This window comes from Streptomyces sp. NPDC005784 (assembly GCF_042871525.1).
GTDB lineage: Bacteria > Actinomycetota > Actinomycetes > Streptomycetales > Streptomycetaceae > Streptomyces.
Window position 1 is genome coordinate 40,186 of the sequence record NZ_JBIAIQ010000037.1, and the last position, 24,425, is coordinate 64,610.

Genomic DNA, 24,425 nt, shown 5'->3' on the forward strand with positions numbered 1-24,425 from the left:
TCGTCCCCCTCGTTGCGCTCGTCGCGCTCGTTGTGCTCGTTGTGCTCGTCGCGCCCGGCTCCGTCGTCCCGCTCGGGCCCGTCCCGCGCTTCATGTCTCCCGTCATGCCGTCCGCTCCAGTCCCGGTGCCGGTGGCTGCGCCGCCTGGTGGGCCTGCCAGAGCACGACGAGGGCGAGCACGCCCCCGGAGACGGCGAGGATCACCTGTCCGGCGTCCGCCGGCGAACCGCTCGGCAGCACCGCGAGCGCGAGCACGGCGCTGGCGGCGGCGACCCGGCTCCGCACGGAACCGGTGGGGGCCGCCGCAGCGATGAGGAACAGGCCCCACAGCGCGTACCAGGGGCGGATGGCCGGACCGAACACCGCCACCGCGGCCAGGCTCAGGCCGAGGGCGTAGACCGGGTGCGGGCGCAGCCGCAGCCATATGAAGAGCAGCAGGCCCAGCGTCGCCAGGAGTCCGGCCGCGTGCCAGGCGGGCATCGCGAGCGGCGCGAGTCCGCTGCCGAGCTTCTGGAGCAGGGCGCCGGTGGCGCGCCCGAGGACGCTGGTGGGTGACCAGTTGTGCGGCGAGACAGGGGTCTTCAGGGCGGCTATCCAGCCGTAGCCCGTACCGGCCACCGCCGTCGCGGCGACCGTCGTCGCGACCGCGACCACCACGGTCGTCACCGTGGCCCGCGCGATCCCCCGGCGCCCCTGCCCGCGCCCGCGCAGCGCGATCACCGCCACCAGGCCGAGCGCGGCGGGCGCCTTGACGAGTGCGGCGAGGGTGACCAGGACGATGCCCACGACGGGCCACCGGCCGCGCGCGGCCACCAGGCCGACACCGAGCAGACCGAGCATGATGGCGTCGTTGTGCGCACCGGCCACCAGGTGCAGCAGCACCAGGGGGTTGAGCGCGCCCAGCCACAGTGCGGCGGCCGGATCGGCGCCGCTGTGCCGGGCGAGGCGGGGCAGGGCCGCCGCCATCAGGGCGACGCCGAGCAGGGCGACCATGCGCATGCCGAAGAGTCCGGCCGGTATCTCCCCGCGGGTCAGCGCCGACAGGCCGCGGGCGACGGCGAGGAAGACCGGGCCGTACGGCGTCGTCGTCTGCTGCCACACGGGCGCCACCTCGTCGGCGAGCGGGCCGCCGAGCTGCGCGGGTCCGTACGCGTACACGTCTATGTGGGCGTCGACCATGGCGCCCTGCGCGAGATAGCTGTAGACGTCCCGGCTGAACAGCGGCGGTGCGAGCAGCAGCGGCGTCGCCCACGTGGCCAGAACGAGCAGCAGGGAACGCGGAGTGGGCGGTTCGGGCCCGCGTACGACGGTACCCAGCAGCGCCCACGCGGCTATCAGCAGAACGACGCCGAAGTACACCCCGACCAGGCCCAGTACGGCCCGCCCCGACTCGGGGGCGAGGAGGTCGCGGGCGGGCAGGGCCCCCGCGGTCTCGCCGCCCAGCGCGAGGAAGGCGGTACCGGCCAGGCCCAGAGCCTGGCAGCGGCGGAGATCGACGGGGAAAGCCATGGCCAACACTCCGCAAGCGTGTCAACGCCGGGTGGCCGGAAGGCGACGCGGCGCTCTCCTGACGGGGTCCGGCGCGTGACCGCCGTGTGGTGACACGAAATCCGGGGTGCCGGGTCGGCCGTCAGGGCCGCACTACCGGCACGGTCCGGGCGGAGAACCTAGAACACCGACACTCCGGTCAGGGTCGTGAAGCGGTCCAGGGCGGCCACGCCCGCCACCGAGTTGCCGCGTTCGTCGAGACCCGGGCTCCACACGCACAGGGTGCAGCGGCCCGGCACCACGGCGATGATGCCGCCGCCCACCCCGCTCTTGCCCGGAAGCCCGACCCGGTAGGCGAAGTCGCCGGCGGCATCGTACGTGCCGCACGTCAGCATGATCGCGTTGATCTGTTTGGCCTGGCTCTGGGCGAGCAGCCGACTGCCGTCGGCACGGATGCCGTGCCGGGCCAGGAATCCGGTGGCGAGGGCGAGGTCGGCGCAGGACGCGGCGATCGAGCACTGGAGGAAGTACTGGTCGAGCAGGACCGGTACCGGGTTGTCGATGTTGCCGTACGACGCCATGAAGTGGCCGAGTGCCGCGTTGCGGTCGCCGTTCGCGGTCTCGGAGGCGGCGATGCCCTTGTCGAAGGCGAGCTGCGCGTTGCCGCTCTCGGCCCGCAGGAACTCCAGCAGGGTCCCGGCCGCGTCACCGGTCCGGGTCTGCAAACGGTCCGTGACGACGAGGGCTCCCGCGTTGATGAACGGGTTGCGCGGGATGCCGTTCTCGTATTCCAGCTGGACCAGGGAGTTGAACGGGTTGCCGGAGGGCTCCCGCCCGACGTGCTCCCACAGTGCGTCGCCCTCGCGGGCCAGGTCGAGGGCGAGCGTGAAGACCTTGGTGATGGACTGGGTGGAGAACGGCTGCCGCCAGTCCCCCACGCCGTACACCGTGCCGTCGAGTTCCGCGACGGCCATGCCGAAGCGGCGTGGATCGCAGGCGGCCAGCGCCGGGATGTAGTCGGCGGGCCGCCCGCGTCCCGGCGTCTGCGCGATCTCGGTGGCGATGCGCTCCAGGACCGGTTGGAAGGTCAGGGAGGACGGATACGACGAATTCGCGGGCATGATCGCCATTGTGCCGCCCGCCCGGCCCCGCGGCTCATCGATTCGGACGGTCCTCGGGAGCTTGCCCGCTGCGTCCGGCCCTCGTCCTGGCCCTGGGTTTCGTGGCCGCCGCCGTCCTTGGATCCGCCGACTGCGGACCGTCGAGTCGCTCGGGCACCAACTGACCGCTCTCCAGCGCAAGTCGGGCGTCACCGCGGCCGGTCGCGAGGGCTTCCGCAGTGCGTCAGGCGTACGCGGGCCGGTCGAGGGCGCTGACGGGCCGGACGCTGCCGACCACCGCGCCGCCGCCGAGGAGGGGCCCGCCCGCGAACTCGGCGAGGGCGGCCGGGTCAACCCCGGCCCGCGCCAGGGCCGCGGCGGCGACCGGGACACGTGCCCGGTCGGCGCCGTCGGCGATCTTCACGGCGACGGCGCGGCCGTCGGGCAGCGCCGCGACCTGAACGCCCTCGAAACCGTCCTTGGCGAGCAGCCCGGGCACGGCCCGCATCAGAGCGGCGACGTCACGTCCGGACCCGGAGGCCATCTCGGCGTGGTCGCGCATCGCGTCGGCCACCCGGGCCTCGGGGGTGCCCGGCGCGGCGGTGGCGATCCGGACGGCGGCGCGGGCCAGGCCGTGCAGCGAGACGGCGAACAGGGGCGCGCCGCAGCCGTCGACGGTGACCTGGGCGACGGCCTGTCCGGTGAGGTCCTCGACGGTGGCGGCGATCGCCCGCTGGAGCGGGTGGGCCGGGTCGAGGTAGTCGTCGAGCGACCAGTCGTTGAGGTGGGCGGTGTACAGCATGGCCGCGTGTTTGCCTGAGCAGTTCTGGGCGAGCCGGGAGGGCAGCCGGCCGTCGCGTATCCAGGTGTCCCGGACGACCGGGTCGAAGGGCAGGTCGGGGATGTTGCGCAGCCGCTCCTCGGACAGCCCGGCCGTCTCCAGGATGCGCCGGGTGCCGGCGAGATGCCGTTCCTCGCCGGAGTGGCTGGCCGCGGTGAGCGCGAGCAGTTCGCCGTCCAGCGGGAGCCCGGCGCGCAGCATCGCCACGGCCTGTACGGGCTTGAGTGCCGAGCGCGGGTAGAAGGCCGCCTCGATGTCGCCGATGCGGAGTTCCACGCCGCCGTCGGCGCCGAGGACGACGACCGAGCCGTAGTGGATGCCCTCGATCACGCCGCCGCGTACGAGGTGGGCGACGGGCGCGTGCAGGGGTTCGCGGATCACGGGGGCCGCGGCGAGCGGACGGGCGTACGTCAGGGTCGGGTTCACGCGTCGGGTCCGCCTTTCGTGGGGGTGTCCGTGCGCTCGGGGCGCACGATGGAGGTGAGGGCGGTGTCCACCCGTTCGAGGTGATGGGCCATGGCCTCGACCGCGTCCTGTTCGCTGCCGTCGACGAGTGCTTCGACGATCGCCCGGTGTTCCCGGTTCGACTGTTCGCGGCGGCCGCCGAGGTCGTTCAGGAAGGCCGACTGACGGGCCAGAGCGTCCCGGATCTCCTCGATGACGCGGCGGAAGACCGGGTTCTGGGAGGCCTCGGCGATGGCGATGTGGAAGATCGTGTCCATGGCGACCCACGCCGTGGTGTCGGTCTCCCGCTCCATCCGGGCGAGCAGATGGGCGAGGTGGTCGAGGTTCTCCGGGGTGCGGCGCACGGCCGCGTAGCCGGCGACCGGGATCTCGACATGGCGCCGTACTTCGAGCAGGTCACCGGCCGCGTAGTCGCCGAAGGTCGGGTCCTGGACCGCGTCGGCGACCACGAAGGTGCCCTTGCCGGTGCGGGAGACGGTCAGGCCCATCACCTGGAGGGCCCGCAGCGCCTCGCGCAGCACCGGGCGGCTGACCTCCAGACGGCGGCAGAGCTCGGCCTCGGAGGGGAGCTTGTCGCCGACGGCGTGGTCGCCTCGCTCGATGGCGTCGCGGAGGTGGGTGAGCACCGCTTCCATGGCGCTGACGCGCCGCGGCATCTCCCCACCTGTCTGGCTGTCTGACAGGTTCACGGAGGCGATCCTCCGGATGGCCGGAGGAGATGTCAAGGGGGGTGCGGGGAACGACACAGGGGGCGCGACGCCTGGAAACCGGCTTCGCGCCCCCTGTGAGCGGCGTATTCAAGTCCCGGGGCCGGTACGCACCGGCCCCCGGGCGGTGTCAGCTGTCGATGATGCCCGCGCCCAGCAGCCCGAAGAGCAGCACGCCGATGATGATGCGGTAGATCACGAAAGCGTTGAAGGAGTGCTTGGCGACGAACTTCAGCAGCCAGGCGATCGAGGCGTAGGCGACGACGAACGACACGACGGTGCCGACGATCAGCGGAGCGGCGCCCACTCCGGTGCCCAGGGCGTCCTTCAGCTCGTACAGGCCCGCGCCGGTGAGGGCCGGGATGCCGAGGAAGAAGGAGAGCCGGGTGGCGGCGACGCGGTCCAGGTCGAGGATGAGGCCCGTCGACATGGTGGCGCCGGAGCGCGAGAAGCCGGGGAAGAGCAGGGCGAGGATCTGGGAGCTGCCGACCAGCATCGCGTCCTTGAAGGAGACGTCGTCCTCACCGCGCTTGTGGCGGCCCATCTGGTCGGCCGCCCACATCACGGCACTGCCCGCGATCAACGAGCCCGCGACCACCCACAGGGAGGCCAGCGGACCCTCGATGAGCGGCTTGGCCGCGAGACCCACGGCCACGATCGGGATCGTCGCGTAGATGACCCACCAGGCGAACTTGTAGTCGTGGTTGTGCCGCTCGTCCTTGTTGCGCAGCCCGCGTCCCCAGGCGGAGACGATCCGCACGATGTCCTTGAAGAAGTACACGAGCACGGCGGCGATCGCGCCGACCTGGATGACCGCGGAGAAGCCGACGACGGCGTCGTCGTCGACGGGGATGTTCATCAGTCCCTCGGTGATCTTGAGGTGGCCGGTCGAGGAGACGGGAAGGAATTCGGTCACCCCCTCGACGACTCCGAGGACGACGGCCTGACCGACGTTGATGACGCTCATGGGATCCAGTTCTGAGGAGTTGGTCGACAGTGCTGTAGACAGTGCAGGAGACAGTGTTACCTATGCGCGCGGACGCCTGTCACCTACGTCCACAAAGCTTGCGCAATCGAGACCCCGGCGAACGCCGCGCCGAGGCCCGACGTCACGCTCACGATCACGTTGGCGGCAGCGTAGAACCCCGCACCGGTCTCGGTCAGCCGCAGGGTCTCGTACGAGAACGTCGAGTACGTGGTCAGCGCCCCGCACAGACCGGTCCCGATCAGCAGTTGCAGGTGTTCGGACACCTGACCGGCCGAGGCGGCGCCGGTCAGCAGACCGAGAACCAGGCACCCTGTCACGTTCACGACGAGGGTGCCCCAGGGGAAGACCGTATCGTGCCTCAGCTGTACCGCCCGGTCGGTCAGATACCGCAGGGGTGCGCCGACCGCGGCACCGACGATCACCAGCAGCCAGTTCACAACGACTTCTCACCCTCTCCAGGCAGGTCGCCGCGGCCGGCGCCGGTGGCGTCGGAGGAGCCCTCAGGAGTGCCGTCCCGTCCCACGTGCCGGACGACCTCGCAGTCGTCGAGGATCACCAGGCCCTCGGTGACGAGTTCGTCGAGCTGCGGCAGGAAGGCCCGGACGCGCTCCTCGGTGTCCACGACGATCACGGCCACCGGAAGGTCCTCGCTCAGCGAGAGCAGCCGCGAGGTGTGGATGAGGGAGGAGGCGCCGAAACCCTCGATGCCCCGGAAGACGCTGGCACCCGCGAGGCCCGCCGCGTGGGCGCGGTGCACGATCTCCGCGTAGAGCGGCTTGTGGTGCCAGGTGTCGTTCTCGCCGATGAAGATCGTCACCCGCAGGGCGCTGCCCGTCAGTCGTGTCATCGCCGCCTCCATGCCAGGGCGCGGCGGGTCGCCGTCACCGCGAGCCACACTGCCGCGAGCGCCGCGAACAGGGTCGCGGCGAGATAGCCGAGCCCGGTGCCCGGGTGGCCCGTGCCGACCAGTTTCCGGATGTCGACGGCGTACGTCGAGAAGGTGGTGAAGCCGCCGAGGACTCCGGTGCCGAAGAAGGGGCGCAACAGGCGGTGTGCCGTCCATGCGTCGGTGATCAGCACCATGAAGACGCCGATCACGAAGCAGCCCACGACATTGATCGTGAACGTGGTCCACGGGAACGCGCCGTCCGGTGTGGGCCACAGCCGCGCCGCTCCGTAGCGGGCCGTGGCGCCGACGGCCCCGCCGAGGGCGACCACCGCGACGACCGGGCCCTGGCCGCGCCAGGGTGAAGCCCCGCGCGCGGGCGCGCGCACGGGCGTGCCGGATTCGCCGACGCGCTCGGGATGCGGGACTGTCATGTGTGTGGTGCTCCTACTCGCCGGGCCGGTACGGGCACACGGCATCGCAAGCAGGGACCGTTGGCGGCATCCGTGCCGCGGTTCGGGTACGGCGGGCCCCACCGCCGCGCCGCGATGCAAGATCGCGGCCGGTGAACAGGGTAACGCCGGGGGTGCGGGCCGCGCACACCCGGCCCGCCCCTGGAAAGGCCTCGCGCGGCGGCTCAGTCGGAGGCGCCGGGCAGATCACAGACCGCGAGGCCCCGCTCCCAGATGCTTCCGAGGATCAGCCGGCCGTCGGCCTCACAGGCGCTGGTGACCATGCGGAACCGCGCACGGCGGCTTTCCAGGTGATGCACGACAGCGCCCGTGTCGTCGACCGCGAGGACGCCCGTGGTGCCCGGCGGACGGAAGGGAGCGCGCACGGCGAGCCGGGCCGCGGTGCGCCGAACGGCCGGGCCGCGGCCGTGCAGGAATTCCAGGGCGCCGACGCGGGGTCCCGCCAGTGCCACCCAGATCGGACCTTCGGGAGCGCGCCAGAGGTTGTCCGGCTGGCCCGGGAGGTCGTCGACGAAGGTTTCGGTGTGGCCGGCCCGCGGCCCGGTGAGCCAGTAGCGGACGAGACGCCACGCGCCGGTCTCCGCGACGACGATGAACGACTCGTCGGCCGAGGCGGCGAGGCCGTTCGCGAACTGCAGCCCCTCCAGGAGCACTTCGGGTTCCGTCTCCCCCGGCGCGAGGCGCAGCAGGCAGCCTGATCCGGTGTGTTCGACGAGATCGCCGATCCACTGCTTGAGGGGGTAACTCCGGCTGGAGACGGTGAAGTACACCGTGCCGTCCGAGAGGGCGACCACGTTGCTGCAGAAACGCAGCGGGACACCGGCGACCCGGTCGGCGAGGACGTGGACGACCCCGTCGTCGAGCCCGATCCGCAGCAGTCCTCGCTCGGCGTCGCACACCAACAGGGCGTTGTCCGGGAGAAGTTCGAGGCCCAGTGGTCTGCCGCCCGTCTCGGCGACGACCCGGACGCCGGTGCGGTCGGGGTCGCCGAGCCCGTCGACGCGTACGATGCGGCCGTCCTCCAGACCGGTCAGCACCCCGCCCCGGGAGTCGGCCACCACGTCCTCGGGGCCGCGGCCGCCGAGCGGCACGACGCGCCAGGGTACGAGTGCGGTGGGTCCCAGCGTCGCGGACCGTTGTCCCACGCGTCTACCAGCCCTTCTCGAAGAAGTGGGTGACCTCGGCGATACGGTACTCGTCGCGGCGGTAGTAGATCCGCCGCCCCACCTTCTTGGCGCGCAGCAGTCCGACGCCGGTGAGGAGGTCGAGGTGGGTGCGCGCCACGGCCCGGCTCACACCGAGTTTGACGGCGAGGGCCTCGGGGCTGACGCCGTCCTCGACGAGGTCGCCGCGGCGCTGCGGCGGGAAGTGCGCCGCGGGGTTCCGCAACCACTCCAGGATGTCCAGTCGTTGCCCGTTGACGGGCCCCTTCAGCATCTCGTCCCCCTCCGTCGCGGCGGTCTCCCGCTACTGTCCCGCAGCCCGGGGTGGCACGCACGGCCTTCCACGACCCTGGCCGGAGCCCAACGGTTCCGGAAGGACACGGGGCCCGGCCGCACCGGCGGCCGGGCCCCTCCGCGCTCAGCGGTGACTGAACAGGGACATGGCCGGAAGGGCCTTGTCGTCGAAGCCGAACAGGGCCTGGTTCTCCCATCCGTTGCCGGAGGTCGCGTCGGTCGGATCCCAGCCGTTGCCGGTGACCGCCGTCCAGGTGGCCTCCCAGTAGAAGACGCCGAGACCGCGGCCGTTCGGCACGGCCTCCACGATGTTCATGACGTCCCGCAGCCAGTTGGACTGCCCGGTGGTCGTGGCCGCGTAGCCGGAGACCAGTTCGGCTGTCGTGTCGATCTGGTTGGTGAGCGCGTCGTCGCTGTCCAGACGGAAGGGGTAGGCCGTCTCGGCGACGAAGACCGGCTTGCTGTAGCGTGCGGCCGCGTCGTCGAGGGTGGTCTGGAAGTCGTAGAGCGAACCGTGCCAATAGCCGTAGTAGGACAGGCCGATGGCGTCGAACTTCACGCCGTTGGCGAGGGCGGTGTCGAACCACCAGCGGGTGCCGGTGAGATCGCCGCCCTTGGCGAGGTGCAGGGCCACGACGGTGGAGGAGCTGACCGCCTTGGCGGCGTCGTAGCCGGAGTTGAGCAGTCCGGCGAGCTGCGCGAAGTTGTCCGTGGAGCCCTCGGACCAGAGCATGCCGCCGTTGATCTCGTTGCCGATCTGCACCATGTCGGCCGTGGTGCCCTGCGCCTTCAGGGCGTTGAGGACGTCGTACGTGTGGTTGTAGACGTCCGTTTTCAGCTGGCTGTACGAATGTCCGGCCCAGGCTGCCGGCTTGGTCTGGGTGCCGGGGTCGGCCCAGGTGTCCGAGTAGTGGAAGTCGACGAGGAGTTTCATGCCCTGCGCCTTGATGCGCTTGGCCATCGCGAGGACACGGGCCTTGTTGTTGTAGCCGTCGGCCGGGTTCACCCACACCTTGAGGCGCGCGTAGTTCATCCCGGCGGACTTGAGGATGGCGAGCGCGTCGCCGGTGGTGCCGGAACTGGTCTTGTAGACCCCGCCGTAGGCCTCGCTCTTGGCGAGGGAGGAGATGTCGGAGCCCTTGACGGACAGTCCGGTGGTGCCGGAGGTGAAGGTCAGGTCGTCGACGTTGATCCAGTTTCCGGCGTTGGCGTCGGAGTAGACGCTGATCGTGCACTGGTTGCCCGTCACGGCGACGGGCACGACCAGGTGGATCCACCCGCTCGCGGAGACCGGCAGATCGGTGCGCTGCTCGGTGCCGCCGCAGTTCTTCAGCGCGAGGTAGGCGGAGTTCTGTCCGCCGCCCGAGCGCACCCACGCGGTGAGTTTGTAGTTCCCGTTGGTCAGCCCGGAGAGGTACTGGTAGGTCTCCACCTTGTACGCCGAGGCGGAGTAGTGGCTGAGACGGTAACTCCCGCCGTGGCCACCGGCCTCGACGTACGAGGCGCCGGTACTGCCGGACTCCGACCAGCCGCTGGGCACGGCGGCGCCGGCCCCGTCGGCCTCGAATCCGGCGTTGGTCAAGGTGCTCGCCGCCTGCGCGGTCTGCGCGGGGAGGGCGGTGAGGGCGAGCCCGGCCGCGAGCGGCAGCAGCAAGGCCCTGAGCGTGCGTCTGGGATGGAACATCATTGTCCGTCGTCCCTTCGACGTGGTGGGGAGAGAGTGCCCTCCGGTGGATCCGGGGGCGAACCCCTCCGCCCGCGGCTTCATGGCTCACGCGAGCGGAGGGGAGTCGGCTCGCCGCCGAGTCCCTTGACTCGGACGGCTGTTGGAGCGGCTCCGACGGGGTGCGCGACCCCGGCGGGTGAAGCGGTCACCGGGGTGCGCGACCCGGAAGATTCGGAGTCGGCGCCGGTGCAAGCGACCCGAACGGATCGGCGGACCCGGCGGCGTATGCGGTTCGCCCGGATCGGCGGACCCGGCGGCCTGTGCGGTTCGGCCGGATCCGCGGGCCCGGCCATATGTGGTGCGGTCACCCGGGTCATCCCCCGGCCGGCCGGCGGGGCCGGGGCGCGGGCAAGTTCCGTTCACCGGAGGCCGGTTGGCTGTTCGGGCCGCGTGTGTCGGACGACCCGCGCGGCCCGTGCCCGTTCAGCGGTCGAGGCGTACGACTCGGACGGTGCCCGCCGGGACCGCGAGGCGGCCCGCGGCGCGTTCGCCGGTCAGGAGCTCGGTGCCGTGCGCGTCCAGCGGTACCTTGGCGTCCGACGCGGTGTGGTTGACGGCGAAGACATAGGTGCCCGACTCCCCGGTACGGCGCACCACTTCGACATCACGGGGCAGATCGGCGCGCGGCGCGAAGCGCGCGTCGTCGGCCACCCAGCCGATCAGGGCGTCCAGACCCTCGGCCGCGAGGCGCGTCGACACGTACCAGGCCGAGCCGGCGCCGCTCTGGTACCGGGTGACCGCCGGATGGCCGGCGGTCAGCCCGTCGGCGTACGTCCAGACGGTCTCGGCGCCGCGCGGAACCACGAACTCGGTCCACACGTCGCCGGTGAGTTCGGAGCCGTCGGGCCCGGTGATCCGGACCAGTTCGCCCTGGAGCAGCGGGGAGAACTCCTCGACGGTCAGGCCGAGTACGTCCCGCAGGGCGCCGGGGTGGGGGCCCTCGTGCACGGCGTCGTGCTCGTCGACGATGCCGGAGAAGTACGAGACCAGCAGGGTGCCGCCGTTGTCGACGTACTCCCTGAGGTTGTTCCCCGCGGCCTCGGTCATCAGATAGAGGGCGGGTACGACGACAAGGGGATAGGCCGACAAGTCGGCTTCCGGGTAGGCGAAGTCGACCGTGAGATGACGGTCGTAGAGGGCTTCGTAGAAGGCGTCGGCCCGCTCGCGTGCGTCGTGGTCCTCACTGGGGCGCCACTGGAGGTTCTGGGCCCACCAGGACTGCCAGTCCCACAGCACGGCCACGTCGGCGACCGTGCGGGTGCCCTTGACCGAGGCCAACGAGTCGACGGACGCGCCGAGTTCGACGACCTCGCGCCACACCCGTGAGTCGGTGCCGGCGTGCGGCAGCATCGACGAGTGGAACTTCTCGGCGCCGCGCCGGGACTGCCGCCACTGGAAGAACAGGGCACCCTCGGAGCCGCGGGCCACATGCGAGAGGGAGTTGCGGGCCATCTGGCCGGGCGCCTTGGCGGGGTTGCGGGGCTGCCAGTTGACGCCCGAGGTGGAGTGTTCGAGGAGCAGCCAGGGTGCGCCGCCCGCGACCGAGCGGGTGAGGTCGGCGGCCATCGCGAGGTTCACATGGGTGCGGCGGCCGTCGGTCATCAGGTAGTGGTCGTTGGTGACCAGGTCGACCTCGCGACCCCAGGCCCAGTAGTCGATCGAGTCGCACTGGCTGAGGGCCGTCATGAAGTTGGTGGTGACCGGGATGCCCGGCGCGAGGCGGTGCAGGATGTCGCGTTCGGCCACGAAGTTCTCGCGCATGGTCGCGTCGGCGAACCGCTTGTAGTCCAGCGCCTGCGCCGGATTGCCGACGGTCGGGGTCACGCGCGGCGGGTCGACCTGGTCGAAGCCGGCGTAGCGCTGGCCCCAGAAGGCGGTCCCCCAGGCCTCGTTGAGCTCGTCGACGGTGCCGTAGGTGCCGGTCAGCCACCGGCGGAAGTGCGTGGCGCAGGAGTCGCAGTAGCAGGCCGAGACGGGGACGCCGTACTCGTTGTGGACGTGCCACAGGGCGAGTGCGGGGTGGTCCGCGTACCGGGTCGCGAGCCGGGTCGTGATGGCGGCGGCTGCCGCGCGGTAGTCGGAGTTGCTGTGGCAGATGGCGCCGCGTGATCCGAAGGCGTAGCGGGTGCCGTCGGCGGCCACGGGAAGCGCCTCGGGGTGTTCGCGGTAGAACCAGGCGGGCGGTGCGACGGTCGGGGTGCCCAGGTCCGCACGTATGCCGTTCTCGTGCAGCAGGTCGAGCAGGCGGTCGAGCCAGCCGAACTCGAAGGTGCCCGGACCCGGTTCGAGGAGCGCCCAGGAGAAGATCCCGACGCTCACCATCGTGACGCCCGCCTCGCGCATCAGCCGGACGTCCTCGGACCAGACGCTTTCCGGCCATTGCTCGGGGTTGTAGTCCCCACCGAAGGCGAGCCCGGTGAGGCCCTTGGGGTTGGTCTCCGGCATGGATCTCTCCCATGTAATCGATCATTTGGGAACGTGCACACACAGCGCCAGCGGCGTGAGTCCAACATAACCGCACAGCAACAACCATTGACAAGTGTCCGGGATGTTTCTCTACTGTGAACGCTCACAGAAGCACCGCGAGTGTGCCGAAGGAGGCGCTCCGGTGTCGAGAGGCGACCGTGCGAAGGCCCGAAGGGTCGAGAACACGGTCGTGGTCCCGGTACCGACAGACGCGCCCCGAGGCGACCCGCGCATGTACAGGGCAGGCCTTCGCAGCAGGCGGAGGCCCAGGTCAGGGGAGAACGTTCCATGCCCATCACGAAGCACAACCGCCTCGTGGCCAGCACCATCGCCGTCGTCCTCGGCGCCACCTCGCTCGCCGCCTGCGGCTCGTCGGACGACGACAAGAGCGCATCCCAGTCCGGACCCGCGACACTGACGTTCTGGACCTGGGCGCCGGGCATGGACAAGGTCGTCGACCTCTGGAACAAGGGGCCGGGGAAGAAGCAGCAGATCACCGTCGAGGTGAAGAAGCAGGCCTCGGGCGACACGCTCATCACCAAGATCCTCACCGCGCACAAGGCGAAGAAGGCACCGGACCTGGTCCAGGCCGAGTACCAGGCGCTGCCGACGCTGGTCAGCAATGACGCGCTCGCCGACATAGCCGCCGAGTCGAAGGAAGCCAAGAGCAAGTTCGCCGACGGCGTCTGGCAGCAGACGACGCTGGGCACGGACGCGGTCTACGCGATCCCGCAGGACATCGGCCCGATGATGTTCTACTACCGCGCGGACCTGTTCAAGAAGTACGGCCTGCCGGTTCCGACGACCTGGGAGCAGTTCGCCGAGACCGCCCGCGCGCTGAAGAAGAAGGCGCCGGACAAGGCCCTGACCACCTTCTCCGCCAACGACTCCGGTCAGTTCGCCGGCCTGGCCCAGCAGGCGGGCGCCAAGTGGTGGACCTCCTCCGGCGACAAGTGGAAGGTCGGCATCGACGACCCGGCCACCCAGAAGGTCGCCGACTTCTGGGGCGGTCTCGTCAAGGAGGGCGCGATCGACAACCAGCCGATGTACCAGCCGGCCTGGAACAAGGCGCTGAACACCGGCAAGGAGATCGCCTGGGTCAGCGCGGTGTGGGCGCCCGGCACACTGACCACGGCGGCCCCGGACACCAAGGGCAAGTGGGCCATGGCTCCGCTGCCGCAGTGGTCGGCCGGTGAGAACGTCACCGGCAGCTGGGGCGGCTCCTCGACGGCCGTGACCACGGACTCCCCGCACAAGGCGGCCGCCGCGAAGTTCGCCGCCTGGCTGAACACGGACCCGCAGGCGGTGGCCGCGCTGGCCAAGGAGAGCGGCATCTACCCGGCCGCCACGAGCGCGCAGACCAGTGACGCGTTCGCGCAGCCGCCGGCCTTCTTCTCCAACCAGCCGGACTTCTACACCAAGGCCTCGGAGATCGCCAAGACCACCGCCCCCTCCGCGTGGGGCCCGAACGTGAACGTCGCGTACACGACCTTCAACGACGCCTTCGGCGCCGCCGCGAAGAACAAGTCGGACTTCGGTGCCGCCCTGACGACCATGCAGGACGCCACCGTCGCCGACCTCAAGAAGCAGGGCTTCGGGGTCGCTCAGTGACAACCGCACGCCGGAAGCCGTACGGGGTCAAGGGGGCCCCGTACGGTTTTCTCCTCCCCGCGACGATCCTCTTCGTCCTCTTCTTCGCGCTGCCCATCGGCTACGCGATCTGGCTGAGCCTGCACAAGGTCCAGGTCAAGGGCCTCGGCCTGGGCGCCGGCGCCCGCAGCGAGGTCTGGGCGGGCCTCAGGAACTACACCGACGCGCTGACCGACAGCGAACTGGTCGCCGGCGCCCTGCGCGTGGCGGGCTACGGCCTCATCGTGGTGCCGGTGATGCTCGGCCTCGCGCTGGTCTTCGCGCTGATGCTCGACGCCGAGAAGGTGCGGCTCGCGCCCTTCACCCGGCTCGCGATCTTCCTGCCGTACGCCATCCCGGGCGTCGTGGCGGCCCTGCTGTGGGGCTTCCTCTACCTCCCGGACGTCAGCCCCTTCTACTTCGTCCTCGACAGGCTGGGGCTGCCGCAGCCGAACCTGCTGGACGGCGGCCCGCTGTTCCTCGCGCTGTCGAACATCGCGGTCTGGGGCGGCACCGGCTTCAACATGATCGTCATCTACACCTCGCTCCAGGCCATCCCCGCCGAGGTGCGCGAGGCGGCGAGGCTGGACGGCGCCACCCCGCTGCAGACCGCGCTGCGGATCAAGATCCCGATGGTGGCGCCCTCCCTGGTGCTCACCTTCTTCTTCTCGATCATCGCCACGCTCCAGGTGTTCAGCGAGCCGACCACTCTCAAACCGCTCACCAACTCCGTCTCCACGACCTGGAGTCCGCTGATGAAGGTCTACCGGGACGCGTTCAACACCGGTGACATCTACGCGGCCGCCGCCGAGGCCGTGATCATCGCCGTGGTCACGCTGGTGCTGTCCTTCGGTTTCCTGCGCGCCGCGAACTCCCGTACCAAGCAGGAGGAAGCACGATGAGTTCTCTTGCCGTCCGCAAGGCGGCGCCGGCCGCGGGCACGACGCCCGGCACCGCGCAGGGACCGCCCCTGCACGGCCGGATCGCCCTGGTCCCCACCCTCACGCTGCTGCTCGGCGCGCTCTACTGTCTGCTGCCCGTCGCCTGGGTGGTGATCGCGGCCACCAAGTCGGGGCGCGAGCTGTTCTCGACGTTCACCTTCCTGCCGGGCACCGGGTTCACCCAGAACGTCAAGGAACTCAGCGCCTACCGGGACGGCATCTACTGGAAGTGGATGGGCAACTCCGCGCTCTACGCCGGTCTCGGCGCGCTGCTGTCGACGGCCGTCTCGGCGCTCAGCGGCTACGCCCTCGCGATCTACCGTTTCCGGGGCCGCGAGACCATCTTCAATGTCCTGCTGGCGGGCGTGCTGATGCCGCCGGTGATCCTCGCGATCCCGCAGTACCTGCTCCTGGCCAAGGCGGACCTGACGGATTCGTACGCGTCCGTGCTGCTGCCGCTCGTCCTCTCCCCATATGGGGTGTACCTCGCCCGGATCTACGCCGCGGCGGCCGTCCCCGGTGACGTGGTCGAGGCCGGGCGGATGGACGGTGCCGGCGAGTGGCGGATCTTCACCCGGGTGGCGCTGCCCATGATGGTGCCCGGCCTGGTGACGGTGTTCCTGTTCCAGTTCGTGGCCGTGTGGAACAACTTCCTGCTCCCCTACATCATGCTCAGCGACGACGAGAAGTTCCCGATCACGCTCGGCCTGTTCACCCTCCTCGAACAGGGCTCCAACACCCCGGCCCTGTACACCCTGGTGATCACCGGGGCCCTGCTCGCGATCATCCCGCTGGTCGCGCTGTTCCTGGTCATCCAGCGCTTCTGGAGCCTCGACCTGCTGTCCGGAGCCGTAAAGTCTTGACTTCCTCCCCCGTCCAAGGGCGGGGGGTTCCAGCGGTCGCCCGCTGGGGTTCCTGCTTCATCGACGACCGCCCCGTCCGGGAGGACTCCCGTTGAGGTCTTACACCGTCTCCACAGGCAGCCACGCCCAGCCCGGCCGCCAGAATGTTCTGCGCCGCGTTCACGTCGCGGTCGTGCACCGTGCCGCACTCGCACGTCCATGCTCGGACGTTCAGCGGCATTTTCGCCCGGATGGTGCCGCAGTTTCCGCACAGCTTGCTGGATGGGAACCAGCGGTCGATCACGACCAGCTCGCGCCCGTACCAGGCGCACTTGTACTCCAGCATCGTCCGCAGATCACGCCAGGCAGCGTCCGAGACAGCTCGGGCGAGCCCGCGGTTCTTGACCATGTTGCGCACGGTCAGGTCCTCGATCACGACCGTTTGGTTCTCACGGACGAGACGAGTGGTCAGCTTGTGCAGGTGGTCGCGGCGCCGGTCGGCAATCCGGGCGTGGACCCTGGCGACCTTGCGGCGCGCCTTGGCCCGGTTGGCGGAGCCCCTCGTCTTACGGGACAGTTCCCGCTGGGCCTTCGCGAGGCGGGCGCGGTCACGGCGTTCGTGCCGGGGGTTGGTGATCTTCTCCCCGGTGGACAGGGTCACCAGGGAGGTGATCCCCGCGTCGAGGCCGACCGCGTGCGGGGGGGCCGGTGCCGGGGTGATCGTGTCGTCGCAGAGCAGCGACACGAACCAGCGTCCGGCCGCGTCCTGGGACACGGTCACCGTGGACGGCTGCGCACTGTCCGGAAGCGGCCGGGACCACACGATGTCCAGCGGCTCACGCATCTTGGCGAGCGTCAGCCGGCCCTCGCGGAAGCGGAACGCCGAGCTGGTGTACTCCGCGGAACGACGGGACTTCTTGCGCGACTTGAACCGCGGGTACTTCGCCCGCCCCTCGAAGAAACCGGTGAACGCTACCTGCAGGTGCCGCAGACACTGCTGCAGGGGCACCGAGGACACCTCGGACAAGTAGGCGAGCTCCTCGGTCTTCTTCCACGCGGTGAGCATCGCCGAGGTCGCGTTGTAGTTGACCCTTTCCTTCCGCTGGTACCACGCGGCAGTACGCGCCTGGAGAGCCAGGTTGTAGACCTTCCGCACGCATCCGAAGGTGCGCGACAGCTCTGCTGCCTGCGCATCGTCCGGGTAGAAGCGGTACTTGAACGCCCGCTTCACGTGAGTGGTCACGACTCACAAACTACCACAACAGATTGTGACCATCTGTTCACTTCGAGTGGTGAACGACGACCCCCCCGACGGTGAATCGCCATTCCCTGCTCCGCAGGAGTCCGTTTCTCCCCCGCAAGCGGGAGGTACCCCCACCCCGGCTTGAAGGCCGGGGTTTCCCCGGAGGCATCCGATGAGCAACACGGGGGGCCGTCGCAGGCCGCCGACGATCCATGACGTCGCGCGCGAGGCCGGTGTCTCACGAGGCACCGTGTCACGCGTACTCAACGGCGGGCACTATGTGAGCCCCACGGCGGCGGAGGCGGTCAACGCCGCCATCCGCAGGACGGGCTACGTCGTGAACCGGCACGCCCGTTCGCTGATCACCGGACGGTCCGACTCGGTCGGCTTCCTGCTGACCGAGCCCCAGGAGCGGTTCTTCGAGGACCCGAACTTCAACGTCCTGCTGCGCGGCTGCACCCAGGCGCTCGCCGCGCACGACGTACCCCTCCTGCTGATGCTCGCCGGCACCCAGGACGAACGGCGGCGCATCACGCGGTACATCACGGCGGGCCATGTCGACGGGGTGCTGCTGGTCTCCAGCCACTCCGGCGATCCGGTCGCCGAGCAACTGCGCGAGGCGGGCGTGCCGCTCGTCGCGTGCGGCAAGCCCATCGGCCTCGGGTCCAAGGTGAGTTACGTCGCCGCCGACGACCGGGACGGCGCCCGGGACATGGTCACGCACCTGCTCTCCCTCGGACGGCGCCGGATCGGTATGGTCACCGGCCCGCTGGACACCCCCGGCGGTGTCGAGCGTCTCGCGGGCTACCGGGAGGTGCTCGCCGAGGCGGGCGTCGAGGCCGACGACCGTCTCATCGCCTCCGGCGACTACAGCCGCGCGAGCGGGGAGGCGGGCGCGGAGCAACTCCTCGATCGCGCCCCGGACATGGACGCCGTGTTCGTCGCCTCCGACCTGATGGCCCAGGGTGTGCTGGCCGCGCTGCGCAAGGCCGGCCGCCGGGTCCCGGAGGATGTCTCGGTCGGCGGCTTCGACGACTCCCCCGCCGCCACGGCCGCCACCCCGGCCCTCACCACCATCCGCCAGCCCTGGGACCGCATCAGCTCCGAGATGGTCCGGGTGCTCCTCGCCCAGATCGGCGGCGACGACCCGGCGGCGGTGATCCTGCCGACGGAACTGGTGCGCCGCGAGTCGACCTGAGAACCGCACCGAAACACGCCGGGCGCGCCCGAGCGGCCGCCCCGGGCCTGCCTCGGAAACGCGGCGGCCCCGGAATCGCAGCGGCCCCGGGACCGGATCTCCCCCGGGGGCCCGGCTCCGTCCGGGTCCTGCGGGCCGGCTCCGCTCCGGAGAGGTCCGGCGCGCCGGTCAGGATTCGAGAAGCCATACGCACCTCCCCCGGCTTAGCGTGAAAGGACCGTCGGAACGCCGGCGGCACGACAGCCGGCCGACACGGCCGCCACGCACCACGGAGGAGTCGGGATGACCACCGGAGTCAAGACGATCATCTACCCCGTCAAGGACATCGCGAAGGCAAAGGCCCTGTTCACCGCGCTGCTGGGGGTGGAGCCGTATGTGGACGAGCCGTACTACGTCGGTTACAAGGACGCGGGTCAGGATGTCGGCCTCGACCCGAACGGCCACGCCAAGGGACTGACCGGGCCCGTCCCCTTCTGGCACGTCGACGACATCAAGGAGTCCCTGGCGGCCCTGCTCGGCGCCGGCGCCGAGACGCTCCAGGAACTCCAGGACGTGGGCAACGGCCGGCTGGTCGCGTCGGTGAAGGACGCGGAAGGCAACCAGGTCGGGCTGATCCAGGACCCCACCCCCTGACAGGAACGGCCGGCCCGGCCTGCCGGACGCGGGCGAACGGCGACTGAATGCAGGCACACTAGTTGCACACTCAATTAGTGGCGTGATCTCTGTTACCGTTCAGTTATGGCAACGAAGACGCCAGGTGCCCAGCTGGAGGACCAGTGGCGGGACATCCTCTCGGTGCACGCGCGCACGATGTGCGAGATCGACCGCGCGTTGCATCCGCACGGCCTGGGAGCCAGTGACTTCGAGGTCCTGGACATCCTCGCCTCGGAGACCGCCACGGAGGCCGGCGAGCAGTGCCGGGTGCAGAACATCGCGGGCCGGGTCCATCTGAGCCAGAGCGCGCTGTCCCGGCTCATCGGCCGACTGGAGAAGGACGGCCTGGTGGAACGCACCGTCTGCCAGGAGGACCGCCGCGGAGTGTGGGTCGCCCTCACCGGGAAGGGCCGCGTGCTGCACGCCGAGGTGCTCCCCCTGCAGCGGTCCGTGCTGGCCCGCATGCTGCGGCTGCCCGACTGAGCTCTTCGGCAGCTCCTTTCGGCAGCTCTCCTCCACAGCTCGCCTCTGCCGCCCTCCCCTACAGCACGAACTCCGCTCCGTCCGGCAGGATTTCGGCGCCGGCCCCGGTCACCGACGCGCAGGCGTCCGTGGCCGGGTCGAGCAGCGGGTTCGTGCTGTCGAGGTGGGTGTAGATCACGCGCGGACCAGGGTGCCGGGCCAGTGCGGCCAGACTGCCGTCCGCGCCGGAGACCGGAAGACGGCTCGGAAGGCGCTCCTTGGCCGTGCGCCCGTAGGGTGCACGCGCCACCGTGTCCGTCTCCTCGGCCGCGTAGTAGGTGCCGTCGAGCAGGACGCAGGTCGCCCCGGTGAGCAGGTCGTCCAGCGCGGGCGTCCATTGCCCCAGGCAGGGTGCGTAGACGAGCACACCCCCGCTGGCCAGGTCCTCGATCCGGTACGCCGTCGCCCAGCGGTCGTCGGCGGCGGCCCCGGCGATGTGCCTGGGAGCCCTGGAACCGGCGGCGTGGGCGCTGACGACCAGTCCTCCGGCCAGGACGAATCCGCCCTCGGTCAGGCTGTCCGCCCACTCCCACGGGGTGCGGCGGTCGAGCAGAGTGCGCAGCGGGGAGAGCGCGGCGAGGACCGGGGGCGCGGCGTAGACCTTCAGGCCCGGGGCACCGCGCAGCACGGTCAGTCCCATGACGTGATCGGCCTCGGCGTCCGTCAGCAGGACCCCGCGCACGGGCGTGCCCCTGGGCCCGGGTCCGGGCGCGAGCGCGGGGGTGGCGTTCAGCTGCGTACGGACGTCGGGTGAGGCGTTGAGGAGCCACCAGTCGCGGGAGTTGCCGCTGACGGCGACGCACTCCTGGGTGCGTGCGGGCAGATTTCCGTCGCGGGCGGCCGAGCAGAGCGCGCAGGCGCAGTTCCACTGAGGGAAGCCGCCGTCGGCGGCGGTACCCAGCAGGACGACTCTCAAGGGAACCCCACTCCTCGGCGGCGGACTTTCCAGGGATCTTCCCCTTCCGGGCGGGCCGGGCCACTCCACGGCGAGGAGCAATTTTGGACGTCCTTCGCCGGCGCGCCTGCCCACGGCCCCCGGGGCGGGGCCGTGGGCGGGGCGCCCGCGTCACGCGACGGTCAGCCTTACGGCCGCACCAGCAGCGTGCGTACGCCCTCGGAGGTGAGGGTCAGGCCGTGCGGTGAGGCGGCGTCGATCGTGAGGGCCAGATCGCCGGACGGCCATTGGGAGGCGAGCGCGCTGAGCGGTACGAGCCGGTAACGCGAGACGGTGGGGAGGAGCTCGGCCAGCTCCAGCTCGGAGGTGAACACCGGAACCACCTGACCGCCGTCGGGCTGGTCCAGGACGGGCAGCGCGACGGCATGGGGATCGGCGATGTCCGCGTCGGTGGCGTCGTCCGGCACGGGCACCAGTACGTCGCTGCCGGCGAGCGTGTCCAGCGCCGCGGTGTCGTCGGTGTTCGCGGCGAGGGTGTCCAGGGCTTCCTGGGCCGGTGTCGCCGCGGGTGCGGTGGGGTGGTGGTTGTTCAAGGGCGTGTCCATGGCGGATCCCCGGGTAGTGGAGGGCGGGCGGCCACCCGGGCCGGTCTCGCTCCCGGGCGTATCGACGGTCGCGTACCCAACGCTCACCACGCCATTCATCCTGGCTCCCGTCGGGTGCGGAAGCGGCGGTCACGGTGTCCCGCTCGGGCGTGGGGCACCCGGCGTGATCACAGTGATCGCCGCTCCTGATCACCCGCGGGCCGCCTACTTGAGGTAGGGCCCGTCGGTTCCGATCTTGCCGGGACCGTTCAGCACGTACACCCGAAGGTTTCCCTTCCCGGGCGCGGCCACCGACAGCGTGCCGCCGGAGACGGTCTTCACGTCACCGGTGACGGCGTCCGTGTAGGTGCCGTTCGGGATGCCGGTGAAGGTCGCGTCGCCGGTGACCGTGACGAGGGCGAAACTGTCGGTGGAGCCACTGGTGTAGCGGCGTTTGAAGGCCATCGAGCCGGTGACGCCGTCCGTCGAGTACTGGCCGGACTGCAGGGCCGGGATCGCCCGGCGGATCTGGTTGAGCCGCTGAAGGTGCTTGACCAGCGGCTGCGCGAGGGTCGTCGCGACCTCGCCGCTCGCGGAGTCGGCCTTGCCGAAGTCGGAGGCCGTGACAGTGCCCGCGAGATGGTCGCCGTAGTACGCGCGCCCGGTGGTGGCCAGCGGGCAGGTCGGCCCGCAGTCGATCTGCTTGCCCGCCTGGAACTCGATCTCCGATCCGTAGTACAGCGTGGGGATGCCGCGGAAGGTCCACATCAGCGCCATGTTCTCGGCCCAGGCGTCGGTGCCGCCGCTGTAGCGGGTGCTCGACTTGTTCGGGCCGTAGTCGTGGCTGTCGACGTAGACGACGTTGTACGTGGCGTCGTTGACGGAGTCGTCGGAGTCCTTGCCGTTGTTGTACGCGTTCTGCGCGTCACCGAAGTTCATGTGCATGCGCATGTCGATGATGTTCATGCCGGAGAACTGGCTGCGGTCAGGGGTGTGATAGCTGTTCCCGCTCAGGAACGCGTTGGTGGACGTGGGCTGGTTGCCGGTGCCGAGCTGCTCCTCGTAGTTGTACTGCTCGATCGCGGCCGTCTCGTCGTCCGCGCTGTACTCCTTGCGTTCCTTCCAGGTGTAGAACTGCGCGGAGTGGTTGACCGAGCCGCGGTTCCACTTGTCGTTGACGAAGGCGCCCACCTCGCCGAAGACGAAGAAGTTCTTCGCGGCGTCCGTGCCGAACCGCTGGGTGACCCGGTCGTAGACGGCGGGCAGGAAACGGCGGTTCCAGGTGACGCGCGGAATGTGGACGGCGGTGTCCACACGGAATCCGTCGACGCCCATGTCGATGTACTTGTCGTACGCGCCGATCAGGTAGTTCTGGACGGTGGCGTTCTCTGTGTTGAAGTCGGCGAGGTCCTCGTGCAGCCAGCACGAACGGGAGTCCTCGCCCTCCCAGTTGCCGATCCAGCACTGGTGGTAGTACGCCTTCGGGAACATGCCCGAAGTGGGGCTGGGCCACTGGCAGTTGTACAGGGTGTAGCCTTCGGCGCTCTTGCCTCCGGTGGGCTTTCCCCAGTTGAGGCAGGTGTTTCCGGAGGGTTCGGCCGTCGACCACAGGTCGCCGTTGTAGTACGACTTGCCCGACTTGGGCTCGACGGTCAGGCCGTCGTACTCGAAGCCGTCGTTCTTCTCGTCGTAGTACCAGCTCCATTGGGAGTCGCGTACGCCGTATACGGTCGGCGTGAACAGGCCCTTCGCTCCCCAGCGGGAGCTGTGGTTGTAGACCACGTCCTGGTAGATCTTCATGCCCTTGGCGTGGGCCGCGTTGATCAGGTCCTGGTAGGAGGCTCCGGCCGACTCCAGGCGCGGGTCGACCTTGTAGAAGTCGTAGCCGTGATAGCCGTGGTAGTCGTAGTCCGAGCGGTTGAGGACGACCGGGGTGATCCAGACGGCCGAGAATCCGAGCGCCTTGATGTAGTCGAGTTTGTCGACGAGACCCTTGAAGTCGCCTCGGAACATGGGGTCGTTGTTGGCCGCGTTGCCCGACTTGACGTCCTGGCTGCCGCCGCGGTTGTTGGAACTGTCGCCGTCGTAGAAGCGGGCGGTGAGGACGAAGTAGATCGGGTCCTTGCGCGGGTCGGTGCCGAGCGGGGTCCCCGAGGCCGGTGCGGGAGCCTTCTCGCCGGTCGTGACGGGGGCCGCGGAGGAGGCGGGCGAGGTGTTCCCGGCCGCGTCGACGGCCTTGACCGTGTAGGTGTAGGTGGTCTTCTCCTCAAGTCCCGTGTCCGAGTAGACCGTCGAGCCGACATCGGTGACGACGGTTCCCTTCGTACCGCCCGTACGCGTGAGCTGATACTTCGTCACGGCGGTGTCGTCGGTCGCCGGATTCCAGCTCACCACCACCGACGTGTTGGTGGCGGTCGCCGTGACCCCGGTGGGCGCGGTCGGTGCCTGGGTGTCGGGCACCTGGGCGGCGCACGGGTCGGTGGCGCCCGCGGTGACCGTCCGGTCCTTCACGGTCGTGGTGCCGGACCCTATCGTGTAATCGGCGCTGTTGTTGTTGTCCCAGACGCCGTTGCCGTTGTTGAAGGCCGCCTTGAGCGAGGTCGCCGTACCGATGTCGAGGGTCTTCTTCCACCAGCCGGTGCAGGCGGTCTCCATGCCGACGCCGGGGACCGTCGTCCAGGAGCCGCCGGTGGGCGCGTAGTGGATGTTGGCCGTGGTCCAGCCGGACGTGGCGGTCGAGTAATAGACGGTGGCCTGGTTGCCGCTGCCCGTGCCGGTGTCGGCGCACGGGTCGCTGTGGGCGATCACACCGTCCTTGACGGTGATGGTGCCGGTGCCCAGCGCGTAGTTGTTGCCGCCGTTGTTGTCCCAGGTGCCGCTTCCGTTGTTGAAGGTGGCCTGCAGCCCGGCGGCCGAGCCGAGGTCGACGGTCTCCTTCACCCAGTCGGTGCAGGCCGCCTCCATCTTCACCCCCGGCACGGTGGTCCAGGAGCCGCCGTCCGGGGCGTAGTGCAGGTACGTGGTGGGCCAGTTCTTGGTCTTCGTGTAGTAGAAGACGGTCGCCGTGGCGGACGTGGCGGCCGTGCTCTCCATGGGAACGGAGCCCGCGTCCGGCGGGGTCAGTCCGAACAGTCCGGTCACCGCGACGAGCGCCACCAGGGGTCTCAGTGGCAGGCGTTGGGGTCTGCGTCTCATGGGGCGTCTCCAATGCGGGTCCGGGGAGAGGGAGTTGCCTTGCAAGAAGAACCGGCAAGTTCCTGAAAGCCCTTGCGGCCCGGAAGCTACAGGTACATGACAGCGACGTAAAGAGATGTCACAAC

General features: G+C 70.1%; 22 protein-coding genes. 6 read left to right on the forward strand and 16 right to left on the reverse strand.

What is annotated here, in order from left to right; all coding sequences use genetic code 11:
* Positions 1 to 102: 102 nt before the first annotated feature.
* From mptB to ACFYR3_RS36770, 12 genes are all read right to left on the reverse strand, one after another.
* Positions 103 to 1,509: a polyprenol phosphomannose-dependent alpha 1,6 mannosyltransferase MptB gene (gene mptB / locus ACFYR3_RS36715; protein WP_355839269.1), complete on the reverse strand. Its 1,407-nt coding sequence runs from the start codon at positions 1,507 to 1,509 to the stop codon at positions 103 to 105.
* Positions 1,510 to 1,667: 158 nt separating this feature from the next.
* Complete coding sequence (locus tag ACFYR3_RS36720) at positions 1,668 to 2,618, reverse strand: glutaminase (RefSeq protein ID WP_355839267.1); 951 nt, start codon at positions 2,616 to 2,618, stop codon at positions 1,668 to 1,670.
* A gap of 214 nt (positions 2,619 to 2,832) precedes the next feature.
* Complete coding sequence (locus tag ACFYR3_RS36725) at positions 2,833 to 3,855, reverse strand: asparaginase (RefSeq protein WP_389286321.1); 1,023 nt, start codon at positions 3,853 to 3,855, stop codon at positions 2,833 to 2,835.
* The gene (locus ACFYR3_RS36730) at positions 3,852 to 4,529 is read right to left on the reverse strand and encodes a FadR/GntR family transcriptional regulator (protein WP_355839333.1); all 678 of its coding nucleotides are present in this window, start codon (positions 4,527 to 4,529) and stop codon (positions 3,852 to 3,854) included. The genes ACFYR3_RS36725 and ACFYR3_RS36730 overlap by 4 nt, the downstream gene beginning before the upstream one ends.
* Before the next feature lie 202 nt (positions 4,530 to 4,731).
* The gene (locus tag ACFYR3_RS36735) at positions 4,732 to 5,568 is read right to left on the reverse strand and encodes an undecaprenyl-diphosphate phosphatase (RefSeq protein ID WP_261706428.1); all 837 of its coding nucleotides are present in this window, start codon (positions 5,566 to 5,568) and stop codon (positions 4,732 to 4,734) included.
* 83 nt (positions 5,569 to 5,651) lie between these two features.
* Positions 5,652 to 6,026 (reverse strand): fluoride efflux transporter CrcB, encoded by a 375-nt coding sequence (crcB, locus tag ACFYR3_RS36740; RefSeq protein WP_355839263.1) that lies wholly within the window; start codon positions 6,024 to 6,026, stop codon positions 5,652 to 5,654.
* Entirely contained in the window at positions 6,023 to 6,436 is a 414-nt protein-coding gene (locus tag ACFYR3_RS36745; RefSeq protein WP_356782208.1) for a DUF190 domain-containing protein, read from the reverse strand. The genes crcB (ACFYR3_RS36740) and ACFYR3_RS36745 overlap by 4 nt, the downstream gene beginning before the upstream one ends.
* The gene (gene crcB, locus ACFYR3_RS36750) at positions 6,433 to 6,909 is read right to left on the reverse strand and encodes a fluoride efflux transporter CrcB (RefSeq protein WP_355839259.1); all 477 of its coding nucleotides are present in this window, start codon (positions 6,907 to 6,909) and stop codon (positions 6,433 to 6,435) included. Before crcB (ACFYR3_RS36750) ends, ACFYR3_RS36745 begins: the two co-directional genes overlap by 4 nt.
* 203 nt (positions 6,910 to 7,112) lie before the next feature.
* On the reverse strand, positions 7,113 to 8,093 hold the full coding sequence (locus ACFYR3_RS36755) for an SMP-30/gluconolactonase/LRE family protein (protein WP_355839257.1): 981 nt from the start codon (positions 8,091 to 8,093) through the stop codon (positions 7,113 to 7,115).
* A 4-nt stretch (positions 8,094 to 8,097) separates the two neighbouring features.
* Positions 8,098 to 8,385, reverse strand: coding sequence for a helix-turn-helix domain-containing protein (locus ACFYR3_RS36760; protein WP_355839255.1), 288 nt, complete (start codon positions 8,383 to 8,385; stop codon positions 8,098 to 8,100).
* Between the two features lie 144 nt (positions 8,386 to 8,529).
* Complete coding sequence (locus ACFYR3_RS36765; RefSeq protein WP_356782284.1) at positions 8,530 to 10,089, reverse strand: arabinogalactan endo-1,4-beta-galactosidase; 1,560 nt, start codon at positions 10,087 to 10,089, stop codon at positions 8,530 to 8,532.
* Between the two features lie 465 nt (positions 10,090 to 10,554).
* Positions 10,555 to 12,576 carry a beta-galactosidase gene (locus ACFYR3_RS36770; RefSeq protein ID WP_389286325.1) on the reverse strand — a complete coding sequence of 674 codons (2,022 nt, stop codon included), beginning with the start codon at positions 12,574 to 12,576 and terminating at the stop codon, positions 10,555 to 10,557.
* Between the two features lie 309 nt (positions 12,577 to 12,885).
* On the opposite strand from ACFYR3_RS36770, the gene ACFYR3_RS36775 reads away from it, so the two are divergent.
* From ACFYR3_RS36775 to ACFYR3_RS36785, 3 genes are read left to right on the forward strand one after another with little or no spacing between them, the layout of a single operon-like run.
* Entirely contained in the window at positions 12,886 to 14,208 is a 1,323-nt protein-coding gene (locus ACFYR3_RS36775; protein WP_389286327.1) for an ABC transporter substrate-binding protein, read from the forward strand.
* Positions 14,205 to 15,128 carry a sugar ABC transporter permease gene (locus tag ACFYR3_RS36780; protein ID WP_355839249.1) on the forward strand — a complete coding sequence of 308 codons (924 nt, stop codon included), beginning with the start codon at positions 14,205 to 14,207 and terminating at the stop codon, positions 15,126 to 15,128. The genes ACFYR3_RS36775 and ACFYR3_RS36780 overlap by 4 nt, the downstream gene beginning before the upstream one ends.
* The gene (locus ACFYR3_RS36785) at positions 15,125 to 16,030 is read left to right on the forward strand and encodes a carbohydrate ABC transporter permease (RefSeq protein WP_355839247.1); all 906 of its coding nucleotides are present in this window, start codon (positions 15,125 to 15,127) and stop codon (positions 16,028 to 16,030) included. The genes ACFYR3_RS36780 and ACFYR3_RS36785 overlap by 4 nt, the downstream gene beginning before the upstream one ends.
* Here ACFYR3_RS36785 and ACFYR3_RS36790 read toward each other — a convergent pair.
* Positions 15,978 to 17,252, reverse strand: coding sequence for an RNA-guided endonuclease InsQ/TnpB family protein (locus tag ACFYR3_RS36790; protein WP_389286330.1), 1,275 nt, complete (start codon positions 17,250 to 17,252; stop codon positions 15,978 to 15,980). The genes ACFYR3_RS36785 and ACFYR3_RS36790 overlap by 53 nt on opposite strands.
* Positions 17,253 to 17,424: 172 nt before the next feature.
* On the opposite strand from ACFYR3_RS36790, the gene ACFYR3_RS36795 reads away from it, so the two are divergent.
* From ACFYR3_RS36795 to ACFYR3_RS36805, 3 genes are all read left to right on the forward strand, one after another.
* Positions 17,425 to 18,450 carry a LacI family DNA-binding transcriptional regulator gene (locus ACFYR3_RS36795; RefSeq protein ID WP_355839243.1) on the forward strand — a complete coding sequence of 342 codons (1,026 nt, stop codon included), beginning with the start codon at positions 17,425 to 17,427 and terminating at the stop codon, positions 18,448 to 18,450.
* Between the two features lie 282 nt (positions 18,451 to 18,732).
* Positions 18,733 to 19,083: a VOC family protein gene (locus ACFYR3_RS36800; RefSeq protein ID WP_355839241.1), complete on the forward strand. Its 351-nt coding sequence runs from the start codon at positions 18,733 to 18,735 to the stop codon at positions 19,081 to 19,083.
* 105 nt (positions 19,084 to 19,188) lie between these two features.
* The gene (locus ACFYR3_RS36805) at positions 19,189 to 19,587 is read left to right on the forward strand and encodes a MarR family transcriptional regulator (protein ID WP_355839240.1); all 399 of its coding nucleotides are present in this window, start codon (positions 19,189 to 19,191) and stop codon (positions 19,585 to 19,587) included.
* Between the two features lie 58 nt (positions 19,588 to 19,645).
* Here the strand turns inward: ACFYR3_RS36805 and pqqB are convergent, their stop codons facing one another.
* The 3 genes from pqqB to ACFYR3_RS36820 form a co-directional block, all read right to left on the reverse strand.
* Positions 19,646 to 20,542, reverse strand: a complete 897-nt coding sequence (gene pqqB / locus ACFYR3_RS36810) for a pyrroloquinoline quinone biosynthesis protein PqqB (protein ID WP_389286332.1) — start codon at positions 20,540 to 20,542, stop codon at positions 19,646 to 19,648.
* Between the two features lie 167 nt (positions 20,543 to 20,709).
* On the reverse strand, positions 20,710 to 21,126 hold the full coding sequence (locus ACFYR3_RS36815; RefSeq protein ID WP_355839236.1) for an SseB family protein: 417 nt from the start codon (positions 21,124 to 21,126) through the stop codon (positions 20,710 to 20,712).
* 204 nt (positions 21,127 to 21,330) lie between these two features.
* Positions 21,331 to 24,300, reverse strand: coding sequence for a carbohydrate binding domain-containing protein (locus ACFYR3_RS36820; RefSeq protein ID WP_389286334.1), 2,970 nt, complete (start codon positions 24,298 to 24,300; stop codon positions 21,331 to 21,333).
* Between the last annotated feature and the right edge of the window lie 125 nt (positions 24,301 to 24,425).

Excerpts from the sequence above, each read along its gene's own strand:
- mptB (WP_355839269.1), bottom strand. The coding sequence starts at position 1,509 with ATGGCTTTCCCCGTCGATCTCCGCCGCTGCCAGGCTCTGGGCCTGGCC.
- ACFYR3_RS36720 (WP_355839267.1), bottom strand. The coding sequence starts at position 2,618 with ATGGCGATCATGCCCGCGAATTCGTCGTATCCGTCCTCCCTGACCTTC.
- ACFYR3_RS36730 (WP_355839333.1), bottom strand. The coding sequence starts at position 4,529 with ATGGAAGCGGTGCTCACCCACCTCCGCGACGCCATCGAGCGAGGCGAC.
- ACFYR3_RS36735 (WP_261706428.1), bottom strand. The coding sequence starts at position 5,568 with ATGAGCGTCATCAACGTCGGTCAGGCCGTCGTCCTCGGAGTCGTCGAG.
- ACFYR3_RS36745 (WP_356782208.1), bottom strand. The coding sequence starts at position 6,436 with ATGACACGACTGACGGGCAGCGCCCTGCGGGTGACGATCTTCATCGGC.
- crcB (WP_355839259.1), bottom strand. The coding sequence starts at position 6,909 with ATGACAGTCCCGCATCCCGAGCGCGTCGGCGAATCCGGCACGCCCGTG.
- ACFYR3_RS36760 (WP_355839255.1), bottom strand. The coding sequence starts at position 8,385 with ATGCTGAAGGGGCCCGTCAACGGGCAACGACTGGACATCCTGGAGTGG.
- ACFYR3_RS36765 (WP_356782284.1), bottom strand. The coding sequence starts at position 10,089 with ATGTTCCATCCCAGACGCACGCTCAGGGCCTTGCTGCTGCCGCTCGCG.
- ACFYR3_RS36770 (WP_389286325.1), bottom strand. The coding sequence starts at position 12,576 with ATGCCGGAGACCAACCCCAAGGGCCTCACCGGGCTCGCCTTCGGTGGG.
- ACFYR3_RS36775 (WP_389286327.1), top strand. The coding sequence starts at position 12,886 with ATGCCCATCACGAAGCACAACCGCCTCGTGGCCAGCACCATCGCCGTC.
- ACFYR3_RS36785 (WP_355839247.1), top strand. The coding sequence starts at position 15,125 with ATGAGTTCTCTTGCCGTCCGCAAGGCGGCGCCGGCCGCGGGCACGACG.
- ACFYR3_RS36795 (WP_355839243.1), top strand. The coding sequence starts at position 17,425 with ATGAGCAACACGGGGGGCCGTCGCAGGCCGCCGACGATCCATGACGTC.
- ACFYR3_RS36800 (WP_355839241.1), top strand. The coding sequence starts at position 18,733 with ATGACCACCGGAGTCAAGACGATCATCTACCCCGTCAAGGACATCGCG.
- ACFYR3_RS36805 (WP_355839240.1), top strand. The coding sequence starts at position 19,189 with ATGGCAACGAAGACGCCAGGTGCCCAGCTGGAGGACCAGTGGCGGGAC.
- ACFYR3_RS36815 (WP_355839236.1), bottom strand. The coding sequence starts at position 21,126 with ATGGACACGCCCTTGAACAACCACCACCCCACCGCACCCGCGGCGACA.
- ACFYR3_RS36820 (WP_389286334.1), bottom strand. The coding sequence starts at position 24,300 with ATGAGACGCAGACCCCAACGCCTGCCACTGAGACCCCTGGTGGCGCTC.